The sequence below is a fragment of the Enterobacter sp. SGAir0187 genome (assembly GCF_002952735.2).
In the GTDB taxonomy this organism is placed as follows: domain Bacteria; phylum Pseudomonadota; class Gammaproteobacteria; order Enterobacterales; family Enterobacteriaceae; genus Enterobacter; species Enterobacter quasiroggenkampii.
This window is the reverse complement of the sequence record NZ_CP025034.2, coordinates 1,602,096-1,622,022: the sequence shown is the minus strand read 5'-3', so window position 1 is coordinate 1,622,022 and position 19,927 is coordinate 1,602,096. Positions and strand designations below refer to the sequence as shown.

Genomic DNA, 19,927 nt, shown 5'->3' with positions numbered 1-19,927 from the left:
TGAAAGCGAGCGAACCAATATGGAAAAACTGTCACGGTTTCTGGCCAATTCCAGCACCGCGCTTGAGCAGTTGCGCGGGCTAATCAACCAGCATGAGTCAACACCAGGCATTCCGCTGCCCACGGAACGTGAGCTGTCGGACACTCTCGGCGTAGGGCGACGTGAAGTCCGTCGTGCGCTGGACGTGCTGGAAGAAGAGGGGCGTATCTGGCGTAAGCAGGGCAAAGGGACCTTTATCGGCCCGTCAGCACCTGTTGAACCGCTGGCCCTTCAGGGACTGGTGCAGCAAACCAACCTGCTGGAAGTGATGGAGGCTCGTCTTCAGCTCGAACCCGGCCTGGCCCGGCTTGCGGCACTGCGTGCCACCAGGGAAAACCTCGCGCTTATGCAGCGCATGCTGGAACGCATCGATAAGGTCAGCCCGGACGACCGCGATCTCAATGAACTGTGGGATAGCGCCTTTCACCGGGCGATTGCCGAGGCTGCGGGCAACCGTCTGATGCTCGGCCTGTTTGATGCGATTGATGCCGTCAGACGTGAACCGGGCTGGCAGCATCTGCGCGAATTAGCCCGCACGCCCGAACGTGTCGACAGCTATAACGACCACCACCACAAAATCATGGCGGCGATTATCCATCGCCAGCCTAATGAAGCTGCGGCCGCCATGCGCGAACATCTGCTCAGCCTGCAAACCGCCCTGATTCAGGCGATCCACCTTGAGGACGACTTCACGCCATGACGACAATCCCCTTTAAAGACGCCACGCCCGTTCTGCAAGTACAAAACCTCAACGTTACGTTCGCGGGCTCGCCGGTTAGCGTGCTTGACGGTATCTCATTGACCGTCAGGGCGGGCGAAACGCTGGCGCTGGTGGGAGAGTCCGGCTGCGGGAAAAGTATCACCTCACTGGCGCTGATGGGGTTACTGCCCGCCAGCGCACGGATCGTCAGCGGGGAGATGCAGTTTCGCCGCCACGATCTGCGCAAGCTCTCGCCGCGGGAGTATGCCGATCTGCGCGGCAGCGATCTGGCGATGATTTTCCAGGAGCCGATGACCTCGCTCAATCCGGCGTTTACGCTGGGCGATCAACTGAGTGAAGCGGTCATGCGGCACCAGAACGTCTCGCGCGCAGAGGCGATGAAGGTCGCGCGGCAGATCCTCGAGAAAGTGCAGATCCCGGCGGCAGAGATGCGCCTTAAGGCTTATCCGCATCAGCTTTCCGGCGGCATGCGCCAGCGGGTGATGATTGCCATGGCGCTGATTAATCATCCTAAATTATTGATTGCCGACGAACCGACCACTGCGCTTGACGTCACCATCCAGGCGCAAATCCTCGCCTTGCTCAATACCTTGAAAGAGGAAACCGGCACGGCGGTGCTGATGATCACCCACGATTTAGGCGTGGTGGCCGAAGTGGCGCAGCAGGTGGCGGTGATGTATGCCGGACAGGTGGTAGAGCAGGGCAGCGTCGAGGCGATATTTGCCGACCCGCAGCACCCGTACACTATCGGCCTGATGGGCTCGATCCCCTCCCTTGGCGTACGTAAAGGCCCGCTTTCCACCATTCCCGGTTCGGTACCTCTGCCTGAATCCATGCCGAAGGGCTGTCGTTTTGCCACCCGCTGTCCGTTTGCGCAGGCGCGCTGCCATGATGAAAAACCGCAGCTCGCCACGCTCGGCGCGGGCCATCAGGTTGCCTGCTTCCGCGTGCCGCTCGAACACCACATCGCCCTGGGAGAAATCGCATGACTACGCCCATTCTTGAAGCACGGGACCTCAGCAAGCTGTTCCCCGGCCCTAAAAAACTCTTTACCCCGGCCCGGTTTGTGACGGCGGTCGATCGCGTGTCGCTTGCGGTCATGCCGGGCGAAACGCTGGCGATTGTCGGCGAGTCCGGTTCCGGAAAATCCACGCTTGGCCGCCTGCTGCTGCGCCTGCTGGCCGCCAGCGAAGGGCGCGTGTTTTATCAGGGGGAGGAGATTACCCACGCCACAGGCGCCCGTCTGAACCAGCTCCGGCGCGAGTTGCAGATCATTTTTCAGGATCCCTTCGCCTCCCTGAACCCGCGCATGACGGTGGCGCAGATTGTCGGCGAGCCGCTGTGGCTGCACCAGAACATGAAGAAAGCGGACCGCCAGTACCGCGTTGCCGAGCTGCTTAAAACCGTAGGCCTGCCCGCCGCCTGGGCCGGGCGCTACCCGCACGAGTTTTCCGGCGGGCAGCGCCAGCGTATCGGCATTGCGCGCGCGCTGGCCTCGGGACCGAAGCTGCTGCTGGGCGATGAGCCGGTATCCGCGCTGGACGTCTCCGTCCAGGCGCAGGTGGTCAATTTGCTGGAAAGCCTGAAGCACCAGCTGGGGCTGACGATGGTGATTGTCGCCCACGGTCTGGCGGTGATCCGCCACATGAGCGACCGCGTGGCGGTCATGTATCTCGGGCAAATCGTCGAGCTCGCCACCGTGGATGAGATCTTTGACGCACCGCTGCATCCTTATACGCAGGCGCTTATCGCCTCGGCGCCGCAGATGCAGCCGGGCGCTGAACGCGACGCGCCGCTGCTGCAGGGGGACTTACCGAACCCTGCCAGCCCGCCGTCCGGCTGTCGTTTCCACACCCGCTGCCCGTACGTTACCGACGAATGCCGCCAGGTCGAGCCGATTAATCAGGTGCTCGATGGCGGGCGTCAGGTTGCCTGCCACCGCTGGCAGGAGATCAACCGCGATCGCAGCGTTATCCAGATCGCACCGCCATCCGCCGCTTTTCTGCGCCGCCGCGCGCTGTTTGAACACGCGGCCACCCACTCATCCCTTCCTTCAAGGAACTCATGATAATGACAATGCGTAATTCTCTTTTGACCGTACTGGGAAGTGTTATGTTGCTTGGCGCGGCGCTGCCCGCCCATTCTGAAAGCGTGCTGCGTATTGGCCTGGGGGCAGATCCGGACATGCTCGACCCGCACCTGGCGCGCACCTACTATGGCCGCTTCGTCTTCGCCTCCCTGTGCGACAGGCTGGTGGACGTGGATGAAAACCTGAAGGTTGTCCCCGGTCTGGCCAAAGACTGGGCGTGGAGTGACGACGGTAAAACCCTGACGCTCAATCTGCGCGAAGGCGTCACCTTCCACGACGGTGAGAAATTCGATGCCGCCGCGGCAAAATACAACCTCGACCGCGCCCTGACCCTGAAAGGCTCCCTGCGTAAGAGCGAGATCTCCTCCGTTGAATCGGTCGAGGTCACCGGCCCGATGCAGATTGCGCTGCACCTGAAGACGCCCGATGCCGCGCTGCTGATGCAGCTCACCGACCGTGCGGGCGCGATGATGGCCCCCGAGGCGGCGAAAAAGCCTGACTTTGCTGCCCATCCGGTCTGTTCCGGCCCGTATAAATTCGACAGCCGCGTATCTCAGGACCGCATTGTTCTGACCCGCTTCGACAACTACTGGAACAAAGACGCCTACCACTTCGACAAAATTATTTATCTGCCGATCCCGGATGCCTCCGTGCGTCTGGCGAACCTGCGCGCGGGCGATCTCGATCTGACCGAAGGCATCGCCGCCAGCGACGTGAAAACCGTCGAGGCCGACAGCAAGCTGGCGCTGGCGAAGGTAACGGGCCTGGGCTATCAGGGCATCACCTTCAACATCAACAACGGCAAGGTGCCGGCCAACGACCCGTTCAAAGATGCCCGCGTACGCGAGGCCTTCTCGCAGGCTATCGACCGCGATGCGCTAAACCAGGTGGTCTTTGAAGGACTGTATACGCCAGCCAATCAGGCGTTTTCGACGGTCAGCCCGTATCACGTCAACCTGCCGGTCCCGCCGCGTGACGTCGACAAGGCCAAAGCGCTGCTCAAAGCGGCAGGCGTCAGCGCGCCGCTGACCGTCAACCTGCTGGTGCCGAACAACCCCACCTCACAGCAGGTGGGGCAGGTGCTGCAGGCGATGGTCGCCGAGGCGGGCTTTAACCTCAACCTGCAGATGACCGAATTCGCCACGCTGCTGGACCGCCAGCAGAGCGGGGACTATCAGCTGAGCTTCTCCGGCTGGTCGGGGCGCCCGGATCCGGACGGCAGCATCTACGGCTTTATCAACAGCAAAGGCACCCTGAACGACGGCCGCTACAGCAATGCGCAGGTTGATGAGTGGCTGACCCAGGCGCGTCAAAGCACCGACCAGGCTGCGCGCCAGCCGCTGTACGACAAGGTGGTGAAGCAGCTGCAAACCGACATGCCTATTGCCTACCTCTACTTCGAGCCGCGTATTTTTGGCCTGAACAAAAGCGTGCAGGGCTTCAAGCCTTACCCGGACGGCATCGTGCGTCTGGCGGGTTTGACGCTGGCGAAATAACCGTCCTGAGGAGAGCCCATGCTGGAACTGATTTGCAAACGTCTGCTGCTGGCCGTCCCGACGCTACTGCTGGTGAGCATGATGGTGTTTGGGCTGCAAAAGCTGCTGCCCGGCGACCCGCTGATCGCCATGGCCGGCGAGGAGCGCGACCCGGCAGTTATCGCTCAGCTGCGCGCGGAGCTGAACCTTGATGCGCCCATTCCCGTACAGTATTTCCACTGGCTGACGCGGGCGCTGCAGGGCGATCTGGGCGTCTCCTTACGCACGCATGAGCCGGTGACGCAGCTGATTGCCAGCAAGCTGCCGGTTACGCTGGAGCTGTCGCTGCTGGCGATGATTATCGCGCTGGTGTTTGGCATCAGCATGGGGATCCTCGCGGCGGTGAATAAAAACAGCTGGGTCGATCACGGGGCGAACTTTGTGGCGATCTCGGGGATCTCGATCCCGCACTTCTGGCTGGGGATCCTGCTGATTCTGGTCTTTTCGGTGAACCTGCAGTGGCTCCCCGCATCCGGGTATGTGCCGTTCAGCGAAGATCCGCTCCAGAACCTGCGCACGCTGCTGCTGCCCGCGTCCGTGCTCGGAACGGGCCTCGCGGCAACGCTGATGCGCCATACCCGCGCCTCGATGATTGCCGTTCTGAAAGCGGATTACATCCGCACCGCGCGGGCGAAAGGGCTACTGCCGAAAGCGGTGATCCTGAAGCACGCGTTTCGCAACGCGCTGGTGCCGGTGATTACCCTCACCACGCTGCTGTTTGGCGAGCTGCTGGGCGGCGCGGTGCTGACCGAGCAGGTTTTCACCATTCCGGGCTTTGGCAAGATGATCGTCGATTCGGTATTCAACCGTGACTACGCGGTGGTGCAGGGCGTGGTGCTGATCGTGGCGATCGGTTTCCTGATGCTGAACCTTCTGGCCGACGTGCTCTACGTCCTCATCAACCCGAAAATGCGAGGTTAACCATGGCAGAACTGACGACGCAAACCGTTGTGCCTGCGCTGCCGGGGGCACAAAACCGGGTACTGAAGAAATTCCTCGGCAATAAAAGCGCGGTCATTGGCGCGGTGGTGGTGGGGTTCTTTGTGCTGGTGGCGCTGCTGGCGCCGTGGATCGCCCCGTTCGATCCGGTTAAAGCCAACTTCCTGGCGGTGCGCAAAGCGCCGTCGGCGATGTACTGGTTCGGCACCGACGAGCTGGGGCGCGATATCCTGTCCCGCATTATCTGGGGGGCGCGCACCTCGCTGATGGCGGGCTGCATGTCTGTGGTAATTGCGGTGGTTATCGGCGTTCCGCTGGGGCTGGTGGCGGGCTACTTCCAGAAGATGTGGGACGGGGTGATCTCGCGCGTGATCGAGGCGCTGCTGGCCTGTCCGTTCCTGATCATGGCGATCGCGCTGGGGGCATTTTTGGGCCCGAGCCTGACCAACGCGATGATCGCCATCGGTCTTTCGGCGATGCCGATCTTCGCCCGCCTGACGCGCGGGCAGGTGATCGCCATTCGCAACGAAGAGTATATCGACGGCGCGCGGGCGATTGGCCTGCCGGATCGCTGGATCATCATCAAGTACGTCCTGCCCAACGTGATGTCGCCGATCCTGGTGCAGGCCACGCTGGCCATTGCCTCGGCGATTATCGCTGAAGCCAGCCTGTCGTTTTTGGGGCTGGGACAGCAGCCGCCCAATCCGTCCTGGGGCTCCATGCTCAACACCGCCAAAGGTTTTCTTGAGCAGGCCCCGTGGATGTCCATTTTCCCCGGCGTGGCGATTTTCCTTGCCGTGCAGGGCTTTAATTTACTCGGCGACGGGCTGCGCGATGCGCTCGATCCGCGCCATGACTAAGGAGTCATGATGACCAAAGCGCTTGATTTTACGTCCGGTTACGATTCACGCCGCCCGCCGATGCTGGGCCATAACGCCGTTGCAACGTCTCAGCCGTTGGCGGCGCAGGCGGGTATGAAGATGCTGCAGCTGGGCGGAAATGCCGTGGATGCGGCCATTGCCACCGCGATGGCGCTGACGGTGGTCGAGCCGACCGGCAACGGGATCGGCAGCGACGCCTTTGCCATCGTCTGGGACGGTGAAAAGCTGCACGGCCTGAACGCCTCCGGTCGTTCGCCGGCGAGCTGGCATGCGGATCTGTTTGCCGGAAAAACCGCGGTGCCGGAAATCGGCTGGGACGCGGTGACCGTGCCGGGCGCGGTATCCGGCTGGGTCGCCCTGGCGGAACGCTTCGGCACGCTGCCGCTGACCACGCTGGCGCAGCCCGCCATTGACTACGCGCGCAACGGCTTCCCGGTCTCCCCGCTGATTGGGCATCTCTGGCAGCGCGGCTATCACAAGCTGAAAGATCAGCCGGGCTTCAGCGCCTGCTTCGCGCCGGAAGGCCGCGCCCCGCGCGTGGGGGAGATCTTCCGTAACCCGGCGCAGGCGAACTCGCTGGAGCTGATTGCGAAAACTAACGGCGACGCCTTTTACCGCGGCGAGCTGGCGCAGAAAATTGCCGCCTTCGCCAAAGAACATGGCGCGCACCTGACGGCTGAGGATCTGGCCAACCATCGCGTGGACTGGGTAGAACTGCTGTCGCGCGACTTCGCGGGCGGTTCGGTGCAGGAGCTCCCGCCTAACGGTCAGGGGATCGCCACGCTGATTGCGCTCGGCATCCTTGAGCAGTGCGGCATTGAGAAGCATCATCCGGATTCCGTGCAGTCCCTGCACCTGTCCATTGAGGCGATGAAGCTGGCGCTGGCGGATCTCGACCGCTACGTGGCCGATGAAGAGCACATGGCGTTCGCGGCAAAAGAGCTGCTGAGCGACCATTATCTGAAGTCGCGTGCGGCGCTGATCAACCACGACAGCGCCTCTGATTTTGTCTACGGTTCCCCGACGCAGAGCGGCACGGTCTACATCAGCACCGCGGATGCCAGCGGGATGATGGTCTCGTTTATTCAGTCCAACTATATGGGCTTCGGTTCAGGCATTGTGGTGCCGGAGACCGGGATCAGCCTGCAAAACCGGGGCTGCGGATTTGTGCTGGATCCAAAGCACCCGAACGCGCTGGCGGGCAGCAAGCGCCCGTTCCACACCATCATTCCGGGCTTTGCGATGGACGGCAACGGCCAGCCGCTGATGTCCTTCGGCGTGATGGGCGGCCCGATGCAGGCGCAGGGGCACATGCAGATGGCGCTGCGCATCATGCTGCACGGGCAAAACCCGCAGGCGGCAATCGACGCCCCGCGCTGGCGCGTGGTGCAGGGCAGGGAGGTGATCGTTGAATCGACGTTCGATCGCAACACGATTGCCGCGCTGCGCGAGCGCGGGCATCAGATCGTGGTGGAAGATCCGCTTCAGGATTACAACTTCGGTGGCGCGCAGGTGATTTACCGCCTGCCGGAAGGACACTACGTGGCCGCGACGGAAAGCCGCAAGGACGGGCAGGCGCTGGTGAGTTAAAAGAAGCGAGCAACATTGGTAGGCCGGGTAAGGCGTAGCCGCCACCCGGCTTTTTTTTCACTCAATGCTAAAAGGATCCGCATCCTGCCACGCCGGAAACTTCTCCCGGTACTCCTTCAGCGCCGTTAATGATAATTCGGCATCAATACGCGTTGCCTGATGCGGCTCGGCGGTGGCGATGATCTCCCCCTGCGGATTCACCACCCGGCTGTCGCCGCGATAGTGATGCCCGTTGCCGTCCGTCCCCACGCGGTTACAGCCCACCACGTACGCCTGGTTCTCAATCGCGCGCGCCACCAGCAGCGACTGCCAGTGCAGGGAGCGCGGTGCAGGCCAGTTGGCAACATACAGCGCCAGGTCGTAATCGTTGCGGTTACGCGACCACACCGGGAAACGCAGGTCGTAGCAGACCAGCGGCAAAATACGCCAGCCGCGCCATTCAAACACCACGCGCTCGTTACCGGCCTCATAGTGATGATGCTCATCCGCCATGCGGAACAGGTGGCGTTTATCGTAAAAATGCACGTTCCCTTCCGGCTCCACCAGCAGGAAGCGGTTCACCGGCCCGCGTTCGGTCTGCAGGGCGGCGCTGCCGGCGATCAGCGCATTAGTCTGCTGCGCTTTGGCGTACATCCAGGCGACCACCTCATCCTGAGGCATTGACTGTTTTGCCGCTTCCATGGCAAAGCCGGTGGTGAACATTTCCGGCAGGACAATCACATCACGCCCGGTAATGTCTTCCAGTTGACGATCAAAGTGGCGCAGGTTGGCGGGGCCATCCATCCACACTAAAGGTTGTTGCAAAATAGAAATCTTCAGACCAGGCACGATACAGACTCCTCAAACGACCACTTTTTGACACTGTAGCACGACATAACGAGAAAATGTGGCAATAAAAAACCCCGCGCGAGGCGGGGTTTGTATAAGCGAAACGCGTTATGCCGCTTCAGGTTTGCGGTGCTTCTCCGGCAGCTTTACCGGCTGCGTCGCCAGCTCGTCCGGTTCGAAATCATCCACGTTAATGCTGCGCAGACGGCTCTCTTCGGCTTTCACCAGCAGAGCAGCTTCATCTTTACTGATAATGCCACCGGCCAGCGCCTGTTTTGCCAGTTCGTCCAGACGGGTAAACGGCAGGTTTTTGCCCAGCTGTTTACAGATCTTCTGGTGAATCGGATCGGCGGCCATCACGTCCAGCAGCGCCTCTTCCAGCAGACCCACCGGGTTATGCGGCGTCGGTGCCAGGTACTGACCGCGACCGATGCGGGAGCGGGTTGCGCTCGGAACCTGCAGGATCTTCGCCACTTTGTGGTCCAGCTTGTCGGACGGCGCCAGATGGTGACGACCGGTCGGGAAGATCAACACGCGCAGGGCGCCTGCCACGAAGCGGTTCGGGAAGTTCGCCAGCAGATCGTCAATCGCCTGTTCAGCCTGATACAACGCATCCTGTACGCCCCAGTGCACCAGCGGCAGATCCGCTTCCTGACGGCCTTCGTCGTCGTAACGTTTCAGGACCGCAGAGGCCAGGAAGATCTGGCTCAGCACATCGCCCAGACGGGCAGAGATACGTTCGCGACGCTTCAGGCTGCCGCCCAGCACCGCCATGGAAACGTCAGACAGCAGGGCCAGGTTGGCGCTCAGACGGTTCAGATGCTGATAATAACGTTTAGTTGCATCGCCGGTCGGCGTGGCGCTGGTAAGGCCGCGCGTCAGGCCCAGCCAGAAGCTGCGCACCTTGTTGCTGCCTACGTGACCGATATGTTTGAACAGCAGCTTATCGAAGGCATCCACGTCGTTGTTCTGTGCAGCGGCCATCTCTTCCAGCACGTAAGGATGGCAGCGAATTGCGCCCTGACCGAAGATCATCATGCTGCGGGTCAGGATGTTTGCCCCTTCCACGGTGATGGCAATCGGTGCGCCCTGATAGCCGCGCGCCAGGAAGTTGCCTTCGCCGAGCATAATGCCTTTACCGCCTGCAATATCCATCGCGTCAATGATTGACTGCTGCGCGCGGTGGGTACAGTGGTACTTCACAATAGCGGACAGTACGGCCGGTTTTTCGCCCAGCATAATGCCGTAGGTAATCAGCGTGGCGGCGGCGTCCATCACGTAGGCGTTGCCCGCGATACGCGCCAGTGGCTCTTCGATACCTTCCATCTTGCCGATGGAGATTTTGAACTGACGGCGGATGTGTGCGTAGGCACCAATCCCCATCGCGACCGACTTCAGACCGCCGGTTGAGTTCGACGGCAGGGTAATGCCGCGGCCCACCGACAGACATTCCACCAGCATACGCCAGCCCTGACCGGCCATTTTCGGGCCACCGATGATGTAGTCAATCGGCACAAAGATATCCTTGCCGCGGGTTGGACCGTTCTGGAACGGCACGTTCAGCGGGAAGTGACGACGACCAATTTCGACGCCTGGTGTAGAGGTTGGGATCAGTGCACAGGTAATGCCCAGATCTTCTTCACCGCCCAGCAGTTTTTCCGGGTCAGAGAGCTTAAAGGCCAGACCCAGCACGGTGGCGATAGGTGCCAGCGTGATATAACGCTTGTTCCAGGTCAGGCGCATGCCCAGCACCTGCTCGCCCTGCCACTCGCCCATGCAGACCACGCCGGTATCCGGAATCGCGCCCGCATCGGAGCCTGCTTCCGGGCTGGTCAGCGCGAAGCAAGGGATTTCCTGACCGCGTGCCAGACGCGGCAGGTAGTGATCTTTTTGCTCTTCTGTACCGTAATGCTGCAGCAGTTCGCCCGGGCCTAAGGAGTTAGGCACGCCAACGGTAATCGCCAGGATCCCGGAAACGCCTGCCAGCTTTTGCAGCACGCGAGCCTGAGCGTAAGCGGAGAACTCCAGACCGCCGTACTCTTTCTTAATGATCATCGCGAAGAAGCGATGCTCTTTCAGGTACGCCCACAGCTCTGGCGGCAGATCGGCCATTTCATGGGTGATAGCAAAGTCGTTCGCCATACGACAGGCTTCTTCTACCGGACCGTCAATAAACGCCTGTTCTTCCGCGGTCAGACGCGGCTGCGGGTAGTTATGCAGCTTTTTCCAGTCTGGATTGCCCCGGAACAGGTCGCCTTCCCACCAGGTGGTGCCCGCATCAATCGCCTCTTTTTCAGTGCGCGACATTGGCGGCATCACTTTGCGGAAGCCTTTGAACACCGGTGCAGAGATCATTGATTTACGCATCGGGGCAAAGTTAAACGGCAGAAGGATGATGGCAAGAGGGACTAAAAGCCAGATATTCCAGAGACCTGCGACGCCAAGCGCAGCCGTCCAGGCCAGAAGAATCAGGCTGCTCAGGAATAAACTTACGCGGTGATAGAACAACACACCGAGCAGAACAACGGTTGCGAGAATGCTCAAAATCATCATAAAGAAAAGCTCCCTTGCTTGTAGGAGGTCTGACCACTTGTGATGATATGGTTGTAGTTGATGTTATTTCCTTTAGCAATGTGTTTACAAAATAATTACAACCTGGTTCACATTGTTCGCGTTTTACTCGGCACGAAAAAGCAAAACGCCGGACGTTTCGCATGGCTTTAGCTTCTCGCTTTTCCCGCTATCCGGTACACTCCACTGTGTTATTTCATCAATACTGAAGGATTATCCTCATGTACCAGGATCTTATTCGTAACGAACTGAACGAAGCGGCGGAAACGCTGGCGAATTTTCTGAAAGATGATGCCAATATTCACGCTATTCAGCGCGCGGCGGTCCTGCTGGCCGACAGCTTCAAAGCGGGTGGCAAAGTGCTCTCCTGCGGTAACGGCGGCTCTCACTGCGACGCGATGCACTTCGCAGAAGAGCTGACCGGTCGCTATCGCGAAAACCGCCCGGGCTACCCGGCGATTGCGATTTCCGACGTGAGCCACATCTCCTGCGTAGGCAACGACTTCGGTTACGACCACATCTTCTCTCGCTACGTTGAAGCGGTAGGCCGTGAAGGCGACGTGCTGCTGGGGATTTCTACCTCTGGCAACTCCGGCAACGTGATCAAAGCGATTGCTGCTGCACGTGAAAAGGGAATGAAAGTCATCACCCTGACGGGTAAAGATGGCGGTAAGATGGACGGTACGGCGGATATCGAAATTCGCGTTCCGCACTTCGGTTATGCTGACCGCATTCAGGAAATTCACATCAAAGTGATCCACATCCTGATCCAGCTGATCGAAAAAGAGATGGCTAAGTAAGACTTCGCGGGGGGCATATCCATTGGGGCGCTGCCCCCGCTGTTGTGGAGGTGATGTATGTGCGAACTGCTCGGGATGAGCGCGAATGTGCCAACCGATATCTGCTTTAGTTTCACCGGGCTGGTGCAGCGCGGTGGAGGAACCGGGCCGCATAAAGACGGCTGGGGCATCACCTTCTACGAAGGTAAAGGGTGTCGCACGTTCAAAGATCCACAGCCCAGCTTTAACTCACCGATTGCCAAACTGGTGCAGGACTATCCCATCAAGTCCCGCTCGGTGATCGCCCACATCCGTCAGGCTAACCGTGGCGAAGTAGCGCTGGAAAATACCCATCCGTTTACCCGCGAGCTGTGGGGCCGTAACTGGACCTACGCGCACAACGGGCAACTCACGGGCTATAAGTCGCTGGAAACGGGCAATTTCCGCCCGGTTGGCGAAACCGACAGCGAAAAAGCCTTCTGCTGGCTGCTGCACAAGCTGACGGAACGCTATCCCCGCACGCCAGGCAACATGGCTGCCGTGTTCAAATACATCGCGACGCTGGCGACCGAGCTACGCGAAAAGGGCGTGTTCAACATGCTGCTCTCTGACGGCCGCTATGTGATGGCCTTCTGCTCGACGAATTTGTTCTGGATCACCCGCCGTGCGCCGTTTGGCGTGGCAACGCTGCTCGATCAGGATGTGGAGATAGACTTTCAGAAGGAGACCACACCGAACGATGTGGTCACTGTTATTGCAACGCAGCCGCTGACGGGCAACGAAACCTGGCAAAAGATTATGCCAGGCGAGTGGGTGCTATTTTGTCTCGGGGACCGTGTAATTTGACGCCAGCTGTGGATGGACAACTTCGTGGCTCAGCGGCTTGCTGACCACGTAACGGCCATCCACAACCGAGACAACAGGCGGCTTGTGAGTCTGCTCGAAGTAGTCATAGCCGGGTTTCAGCTGTTTCCAGAAATCCGCGTAGTACGAGTATTTGTGACGCGCCATGTTGGCATCCGTCATGCGGAACGGATAGATGCTGACCTGAACGTTTGGCTGACCAAAGACCAACGCGCCAGTGACAAACTGGAAAATCTCATCAATGCCGGAATCGGTCATCGCGTAGCAGCCGATAGACACGCAGGCACCGTGGATCATCAGGTATTTACCTTCATAACCGTGTGCACGGTCATAGGCATTCGGGAAACCGATATTGATGGCTTTATAGAAACGGCTGTCTGGTTTGAGCTGGCTACGCTGAACGTTGTAAAACCCTTCCGGACTTTTGAAATCGCCCTGACGCTGTTTTGGCCCTAATCCACCGGAGTAGTTACATATTTTGTAGCTATCAAGCAGCTGATACGTCTCACCCATTTTTACAAACAGATCGAGAGTGCGTTCTTCCTTGAAGATCTGAATATAAACCGGCGATCCCATTAACTGCTGTTTATATTCTTTGCTGATCGGCGTCGTTGAGCTATTACTGCTGAGCAGTCCGGCAAACGACATGCACGGAATCAGAAGCATCGCAATGAACAATGCGATTTTACGCATACTACTAGTTCCTTGATAAAACCATGACCAACTTGCCAGGACGGCAAAAGAGACCCGAAATCAGATTATTCTGTTAGGAGCGCTCACATTAGCACCGCTAGAGATTTTCGCAAGAGCCGGGCGGTGAGTTTACAAATTAGTTTTACTTTATAAACCATCAAAATCGCGATGGCTCCAGGAACTTTGCGCATTAGCTCGCAATTTGGCGCGCGCGACGGCGGTTTCCCTGCCCGCGAGAAGGGGAAAATGTTACACTTCGCGGCCACTGGATTGTTGTTCATGGAAACCTGCTAACCACATGTTTAAAATAAAAAAAGGACTTGATTTGCCGATTGCAGGCGTGCCCGCGCAGCACGTTTCGACAGGCGCACGTGTCCGTCATGTCGCCATTGTGGGCGACGACTACCTGGGAATGCGACCTTCTATGCTGGTACAGGAAGGCGATCGCGTGAGCGCAGGACAGGCGCTCTTTGAGGACAAAAAAAATCCCGGCGTGATGTTCACGGCCCCCGCGAGTGGCACCGTTGTGGCGATTAACCGTGGCGAACGACGCGTTCTGCAGTCGGTGGTTATCCGCATTGAAGGCAACGAACAGCGTGAATTCGCCCATTACGATGCCGCAGACCTCGCGTCGCTGAGCCGTGACGCTGTTCAGGCTCAGCTTCTGGCGTCCGGTTTATGGACCGCGCTTCGTACCCGTCCCTTCAGCAAATCCCCGGTTCCCGGTACGGAACCGGCCGCGATTTTCGTCACAGCAATGGACACCAACCCGCTCAGCGTGGACCCGCAGCCGGTTATCCTGGCGCAGCGCAAAGCCTTTGATGCCGGGCTGACCGTGTTAACCCGCCTGACGTCGGGGAAAGTCCACGTTTGCCAGGCCGGCGGCGGCAAGCTCGGCGGACATCCGCAGGGGCAGGTCACGTTTAATGCGTTTGCGGGCCCGCATCCGGCGGGTCTGGTTGGAACGCACATCCACTTTCTTGAGCCGGTAAGTCTGGCGAAACAGGTCTGGCACCTTAATTATCAGGACGTCATCGCCATCGGGAAGCTCTTCACCACCGGAGAGCTGTGCGCAGAACGCGTCATCGCCATCGGCGGGCCGCAGGCTGTAAACCCGCGTCTGGTGAAAACGCTGATTGGCGCGGATATCAATGAACTGCTGAACGACGAAACCAAAGCGGGCGAAAACCGCCTGATTTCCGGTTCGGTCCTCAGTGGCCGCCATGCTGTCAATGCACATGCGTATCTGGGACGTTTCCATCTTCAGGTCAGCATTGTGCAGGAAGGGCGTGAGAAAGAGCTGTTCGGCTGGGTGCTGCCCGGTGCGGAAAAATATTCCGTCACCCGGACCACGCTGGGCCATTTCCTGCGTAATAAGCTGTTTAGCTTCTCGACCAGTACGCACGGTGGCGAGCGCGCCATGGTCCCGATTGGTAACTACGAGCGCGTCATGCCGCTGGATATTCTGCCGACCATGCTGTTGCGCGATCTGCTCGCCGGTGACACCGACAGCGCGCAGGCGCTGGGCTGTCTGGAACTTGACGAAGAAGATCTGGCGCTCTGTACCTATGTCTGTCCGGGAAAATACGAATATGGACCGGTATTGCGCGAGGTGTTAACCCGCATTGAGCAGGAAGGATAATCGATGGGCTTAAAACACCTCTTTGAAAAAATTGAGCCGCACTTTACCGAAGGGAAGCTCAAAAAGTACTACCCGCTGTATGAAGCAACGGCGACCATTTTCTACACGCCGGGGCTGGTGACGAAAGGCGCGGCGCACGTTCGCGACGCCATCGACCTTAAGCGGATGATGATCCTGGTGTGGTTTGCGGTCTTCCCGGCGATGTTCTGGGGGATGTACAACGTTGGCCTGCAGACCATTCCGGCGCTGCACCACATGTACGATGCGCAGCAGCTGGCGCAGGTGCTTCAGTCTGACTGGCACTACCGTCTGGCCCAGTCGTTAGGGGTGAGCTTCGCTGCAGACGCGGGCTGGATCAGCATGATGACGCTGGGCGCGGTGTTCTTCCTCCCGATTTACCTCACGGTATTTATCGTGGGCGGCTTCTGGGAAGTGCTGTTTGCCATCATCCGTAAACACGAGATCAACGAAGGCTTCTTCGTGACCTCGATTCTGTTTGCCCTGATTGTCCCGCCAACCTTACCGCTCTGGCAGGCGGCGCTGGGCATCAGTTTCGGCGTGGTGATTGCCAAAGAGATCTTCGGCGGCACCGGGCGGAACTTCCTCAACCCGGCGCTGGCGGGACGTGCGTTCCTCTTCTTTGCCTATCCCGCGCAAATCTCAGGCGATCTGGTCTGGACGGCGGCAGACGGTTTTTCCGGCGCGACGCCGCTTTCACAGTGGGCGGCCCACGGTGGCGAAACGCTGGTGAACAATGCGACGGGTCAGCCAGTCACCTGGTTTGATGCCTTTATTGGCAACATTCCGGGCTCCATCGGTGAAGTCTCGACGCTGATGATTTTGATTGGTGGAGCGATCATTCTGTTTGGGCGCGTGGCCTCCTGGCGGATTGTGGCGGGCGTGATGATCGGCATGGTGCTGACCGCCACGATGTTCAACCTTATCGGTTCGACCACCAATCCGATGTTCTCTATGCCGTGGTACTGGCATCTGGTGCTGGGGGGCTTCGCGTTCGGCATGATGTTCATGGCGACGGACCCCGTCTCGGCCTCGTTTACCGATAAAGGTAAATGGAGCTATGGCGTGCTCATTGGCGCGATGTGTGTCCTGATCCGCGTGGTCAACCCGGCGTATCCGGAAGGGATGATGCTGGCGATTCTGTTTGCCAACCTGTTTGCGCCACTCTTCGATTACCTGGTGGTGCGGGCCAACATCAAGCGGAGGAAGGCGCGTGGCTGAAGTCAAAAATAACGACAGCATCAGCAAAACGCTGCTGGTGGTGCTGGTGCTCTGTCTGGTCTGCTCCATTGTCGTGGCCGGTTCTGCCGTGGGGTTAAAACCCCTGCAGCAGGAGCAACGTGCCCTGGATAAACAGCGCAACATTCTGGCCGTGGCCGGGCTGATGCAGGAGGGGATGAGCGCAGATGAGGTTTCGGCCGTCTTTGCCGAACGTATTTCCGCGCGTCTGGTGGATTTAAAAACCGGCCAGCTGCTGGATAAAGACCCGGCAACCTTCAACCAGGCGCTGGCGCTGAAAGATCCGCAGATGAGCCTGACGCTCGAGGCATCGCAAGACCCTGCCGGGATTAAGCGCCGCAGCAATCTCGCCGAAATTTACCTGGTGCGTGACCCCCAAAAACGCATTCAGGAAGTGGTGCTTCCTGTCTACGGCAACGGTCTGTGGTCAATGATGTACGCGTTTGTGGCCCTTGATACCGATGGGCGCACCGTAAAAGGCATTACCTATTACGACCAGGGCGAAACGCCGGGGCTGGGTGGCGAAGTTGAGAACCCTAACTGGCGGGCACAGTTTGTCGGCAAGAAAGTGCTCGACGATAACGGTCTTCCTGCGCTGAAGGTGATGAAAGGGGCGGCACGTCCCGGTGACGACTACGCGGTCGACGGGCTTTCCGGCGCCACGCTCACCTCAAACGGCGTGCAGCACAGTTTTGATTTCTGGATGGGCGAGCTGGGCTTTGGTCCTTTCCTGAAAAACGTACGTGAAGGAGCGCTGAACAATGGCTGATACCGGTGAACTGAAAGAAGTGAAAAAGGTGCTCATTGGCCCACTGCTCGCCAATAACCCGATCACGCTGCAGGTGCTGGGCGTCTGTTCAGCCCTGGCGGTGACGACCAAGCTGGAAACGGCGGTGGTGATGACGCTGGCCGTCACGCTGGTTACGGCGTTTTCGAGTATGTTTATCTCGATGATCCGCCACCACATTCCCAACAGCGTGAGGATCATCGTGCAGATGGCGATCATCGCCTCGCTGGTGATCGTGGTCGATCAGCTGCTGCGCGCCTTCGCCTATGAAACCTCCAAACAGCTCTCGGTGTTTGTCGGGCTGATTATCACCAACTGTATCGTCATGGGGCGTGCGGAAGCCTACGCCATGAAAATGCCGCCGCTGGCGAGCTTTATGGACGGTATCGGCAACGGTCTGGGCTACGGCGCGATCCTGCTGACCGTTGGCTTCCTGCGTGAGCTGATTGGCAGCGGCAAGCTGTTTGGCATCACGGTGCTGGACACGGTGCAAAACGGCGGATGGTATCTGCCAAACGGCCTGTTCCTGCTGGCTCCCAGCGCATTTTTCATTATCGGTTTGTTGATCTGGCTGATTCGTACGTTGAAACCAGAACAGCAGGAAAAGGAGTAACCGACGATGGCTCATTACCTGAGTTTGTTTGTGCGCGCGGTGTTTGTTGAAAACATGGCGCTCGCGTTTTTCCTCGGCATGTGTACGTTCCTTGCTGTGTCTAAAAAGGTCTCCACGGCATTTGGCCTGGGCGTGGCGGTCACCGTTGTGTTGGGGCTTTCGGTTCCGATTAACAATCTGGTGTACAACTTCGTGCTGCGGGATGGCGCGCTGGTGGAAGGGGTTGATCTCAGCTTCCTGAATTTCATTACCTTTATCGGGGTGATCGCGGCGCTGGTGCAAATCCTCGAGATGATCCTCGATAAGTACTTCCCGTCGCTGTACAACGCGCTGGGGATCTTCCTCCCGCTGATCGCGGTGAACTGCGCCATCTTTGGCGGCGTCTCGTTTATGGTTCAGCGTGATTACAGCTTCAGTGAATCCGTGGTGTACGGTTTCGGCTCCGGTATCGGCTGGATGCTGGCGATTGTCACCATGGCGGGGATCCGCGAGAAAATGAAATATGCCAACGTGCCTGCGGGTCTGCGTGGCTTAGGGATCACCTTTATCACCACCGGGCTGATGGCGCTGGGCTTTATGTCCTTCTCCGGTGTGCAGCTATAAGGGCTAACAGATGGAAATTATTCTTGGCGTGGTGATGTTCACGCTGATTGTACTGGTGCTGTCAGGACTCATTCTGGCAGCGCGGGCGAAGCTGGTGAATTCCGGTGACGTGGTGATTGATATTAATGACGATCCGCAGAATCAAATCCGCACGCCTGCGGGAGATAAACTGCTCAACACGCTCTCCGGCAACGGCATTTTTGTCTCCTCAGCCTGCGGCGGCGGCGGCTCCTGCGGGCAGTGCCGCGTGACGGTAAAAGAGGGCGGTGGCGATATTCTGCCCACCGAGCTGGCGCATATCACAAAGCGTGAGGCAAAAGAGGGCTGCCGTCTGGCCTGCCAGGTCGCGGTGCGTCAGAACATGAAGATTGCGCTGCCGGAAGAGATTTTCGGCGTCAAAAAATGGGGGTGCGAGGTTATCTCCAATGATAACAAAGCCACCTTTATCAAAGAGCTGAAGCTGCGCGTACCGGAAGGGGAAGATGTCCCGTTCCGCGCCGGCGGATACATTCAGATTGAGTGTCCTGAGCATACCGTGGCGTATGCGGACTTTGACGTTCCGCAGGCGTACCGCGCTGACTGGGACAAATTCAATCTCTTCCGCTTTGTATCAGAGGTAAAAGAGCCGACGCTGCGCGCCTACTCGATGGCCAACTACCCGGAGGAGAAGGGCATTATCATGCTCAACGTGCGTATCGCCACGCCGCCACCGAATGTGCCGGATGCGCCGCCGGGCGTGATGTCGTCATACATCTGGTCCCTGAAGCCGGGAGATAAGGTGACCATCTCCGGTCCGTTCGGGGAGTTTTTCGCGAAAGATACCGACGCGGAAATGGTCTTTATCGGCGGCGGTGCCGGTATGGCCCCGATGCGCTCGCACATTTTCGACCAGCTCAAGCGGCTCGGCAGCATGCGTAAAATCAGCTTCTGGTACGGGGCGCGCTCGCTGCGCGAAATGTTTTACGACGACGAGTTTGAACAGCTGGCACGTGAAAACCCGAACTTTACCTTCCACGTGGCGCTCTCCGATCCGCAGCCGGAAGATAACTGGACGGGCTATACGGGGTTCATCCACAACGTGCTGTATGAAAACTACCTCAAACAGCACCCGGCGCCCGAGGACTGCGAGTTCTATATGTGTGGTCCGCCGATGATGAACGCCGCCGTGATTAAGATGCTGAAAGATCTCGGCGTCGAAGATGAGAACATCATGCTTGATGACTTTGGAGGCTGATGATGCTGACGTTTCTGGCAACCTTTGTGGTTTTTGTGCTTGTTATCTTCGGCATGTCGTTAGGCTGGATCGTTAAGCGGAAAAGCATTCAGGGCAGCTGCGGCGGTATTTCCTCCATTGGTATGGAGAAGGTCTGCGACTGCCCGGAACCGTGCGACGCCCGCAAAAAACGCATGGCGCGCGAGCAGCAGCGCATTATTTAAATTTTTGTAGGCCGGGTAAGGCAAAGCCGCCACCCGGCATTCTTACATCTGCTTCTCAA

General features: G+C 58.8%; 19 protein-coding genes. 16 read left to right on the top strand and 3 right to left on the bottom strand.

The window, feature by feature from the left end; translation table 11 throughout:
• Positions 1-19: 19 nt before the first annotated feature.
• Genes CWR52_RS07845 through CWR52_RS07815 form a run of 7 tightly spaced genes read left to right on the top strand, consistent with a single transcriptional unit; the run spans position 20 to position 7,794 of the window.
• Positions 20-739, top strand: coding sequence for a FadR/GntR family transcriptional regulator (locus tag CWR52_RS07845; protein ID WP_104949330.1), 720 nt, complete (start codon positions 20-22; stop codon positions 737-739).
• A complete protein-coding gene (locus CWR52_RS07840) occupies positions 736-1,749 on the top strand; it encodes an ABC transporter ATP-binding protein (protein ID WP_104949329.1) in 1,014 nt (337 codons plus the stop codon). Before CWR52_RS07845 ends, CWR52_RS07840 begins: the two co-directional genes overlap by 4 nt.
• Positions 1,746-2,828, top strand: coding sequence for an ABC transporter ATP-binding protein (locus CWR52_RS07835; RefSeq protein WP_104949328.1), 1,083 nt, complete (start codon positions 1,746-1,748; stop codon positions 2,826-2,828). Before CWR52_RS07840 ends, CWR52_RS07835 begins: the two co-directional genes overlap by 4 nt.
• Positions 2,829-2,830: 2 nt before the next feature.
• Entirely contained in the window at positions 2,831-4,345 is a 1,515-nt protein-coding gene (locus CWR52_RS07830; protein WP_074167081.1) for an ABC transporter substrate-binding protein, read from the top strand.
• A gap of 18 nt (positions 4,346-4,363) precedes the next feature.
• Positions 4,364-5,305, top strand: a complete 942-nt coding sequence (locus tag CWR52_RS07825; protein WP_008500268.1) for an ABC transporter permease — start codon at positions 4,364-4,366, stop codon at positions 5,303-5,305.
• 2 nt (positions 5,306-5,307) lie between these two features.
• Positions 5,308-6,183, top strand: coding sequence for an ABC transporter permease (locus CWR52_RS07820; RefSeq protein ID WP_104949327.1), 876 nt, complete (start codon positions 5,308-5,310; stop codon positions 6,181-6,183).
• A 9-nt stretch (positions 6,184-6,192) separates the two neighbouring features.
• A complete protein-coding gene (locus CWR52_RS07815; RefSeq protein WP_104949326.1) occupies positions 6,193-7,794 on the top strand; it encodes a gamma-glutamyltransferase family protein in 1,602 nt (533 codons plus the stop codon).
• Positions 7,795-7,851: 57 nt separating this feature from the next.
• On the opposite strand, the gene CWR52_RS07810 is transcribed toward CWR52_RS07815, so the two are convergent.
• The gene (locus CWR52_RS07810) at positions 7,852-8,622 is read right to left on the bottom strand and encodes an amidohydrolase (protein WP_104949325.1); all 771 of its coding nucleotides are present in this window, start codon (positions 8,620-8,622) and stop codon (positions 7,852-7,854) included.
• 108 nt (positions 8,623-8,730) lie between these two features.
• On the bottom strand, positions 8,731-11,175 hold the full coding sequence (fadE, locus tag CWR52_RS07805) for an acyl-CoA dehydrogenase FadE (protein WP_104949324.1): 2,445 nt from the start codon (positions 11,173-11,175) through the stop codon (positions 8,731-8,733).
• Positions 11,176-11,414: 239 nt separating this feature from the next.
• On the opposite strand from fadE, the gene lpcA reads away from it, so the two are divergent.
• Both lpcA and CWR52_RS07795 read left to right on the top strand, forming a co-directional pair.
• Complete coding sequence (gene lpcA, locus CWR52_RS07800; protein WP_104949323.1) at positions 11,415-11,993, top strand: D-sedoheptulose 7-phosphate isomerase; 579 nt, start codon at positions 11,415-11,417, stop codon at positions 11,991-11,993.
• 57 nt (positions 11,994-12,050) lie between these two features.
• Positions 12,051-12,818: a class II glutamine amidotransferase gene (locus CWR52_RS07795; protein ID WP_008500262.1), complete on the top strand. Its 768-nt coding sequence runs from the start codon at positions 12,051-12,053 to the stop codon at positions 12,816-12,818.
• On the opposite strand, the gene dpaA is transcribed toward CWR52_RS07795, so the two are convergent.
• Positions 12,789-13,529 (bottom strand): peptidoglycan meso-diaminopimelic acid protein amidase, encoded by a 741-nt coding sequence (gene dpaA / locus CWR52_RS07790; RefSeq protein WP_008500261.1) that lies wholly within the window; start codon positions 13,527-13,529, stop codon positions 12,789-12,791. The two genes, CWR52_RS07795 and dpaA, sit on opposite strands and share 30 nt — an antisense overlap.
• Positions 13,530-13,827: 298 nt before the next feature.
• Between dpaA and CWR52_RS07785 the strand changes: the two genes are divergently transcribed.
• The 7 genes from CWR52_RS07785 to nqrM are packed head-to-tail and all read left to right on the top strand — an operon-like array spanning position 13,828 to position 19,868.
• Positions 13,828-15,171 carry a Na(+)-translocating NADH-quinone reductase subunit A gene (locus tag CWR52_RS07785; protein WP_104949322.1) on the top strand — a complete coding sequence of 448 codons (1,344 nt, stop codon included), beginning with the start codon at positions 13,828-13,830 and terminating at the stop codon, positions 15,169-15,171.
• A 3-nt stretch (positions 15,172-15,174) separates the two neighbouring features.
• Positions 15,175-16,410: an NADH:ubiquinone reductase (Na(+)-transporting) subunit B gene (locus CWR52_RS07780; RefSeq protein WP_104949321.1), complete on the top strand. Its 1,236-nt coding sequence runs from the start codon at positions 15,175-15,177 to the stop codon at positions 16,408-16,410.
• On the top strand, positions 16,403-17,197 hold the full coding sequence (locus CWR52_RS07775) for a Na(+)-translocating NADH-quinone reductase subunit C (protein WP_045909847.1): 795 nt from the start codon (positions 16,403-16,405) through the stop codon (positions 17,195-17,197). Before CWR52_RS07780 ends, CWR52_RS07775 begins: the two co-directional genes overlap by 8 nt.
• Positions 17,190-17,828, top strand: a complete 639-nt coding sequence (locus CWR52_RS07770; RefSeq protein ID WP_024909466.1) for an NADH:ubiquinone reductase (Na(+)-transporting) subunit D — start codon at positions 17,190-17,192, stop codon at positions 17,826-17,828. The genes CWR52_RS07775 and CWR52_RS07770 overlap by 8 nt, the downstream gene beginning before the upstream one ends.
• Before the next feature lie 6 nt (positions 17,829-17,834).
• The gene (gene nqrE / locus CWR52_RS07765; RefSeq protein WP_104949320.1) at positions 17,835-18,431 is read left to right on the top strand and encodes an NADH:ubiquinone reductase (Na(+)-transporting) subunit E; all 597 of its coding nucleotides are present in this window, start codon (positions 17,835-17,837) and stop codon (positions 18,429-18,431) included.
• 10 nt (positions 18,432-18,441) lie between these two features.
• Positions 18,442-19,665, top strand: a complete 1,224-nt coding sequence (nqrF, locus tag CWR52_RS07760) for an NADH:ubiquinone reductase (Na(+)-transporting) subunit F (RefSeq protein ID WP_104949319.1) — start codon at positions 18,442-18,444, stop codon at positions 19,663-19,665.
• A complete protein-coding gene (gene nqrM / locus CWR52_RS07755) occupies positions 19,665-19,868 on the top strand; it encodes a (Na+)-NQR maturation NqrM (RefSeq protein WP_023615899.1) in 204 nt (67 codons plus the stop codon). The genes nqrF and nqrM overlap by 1 nt, the downstream gene beginning before the upstream one ends.
• The last annotated feature ends 59 nt before the right edge of the window (positions 19,869-19,927 follow it).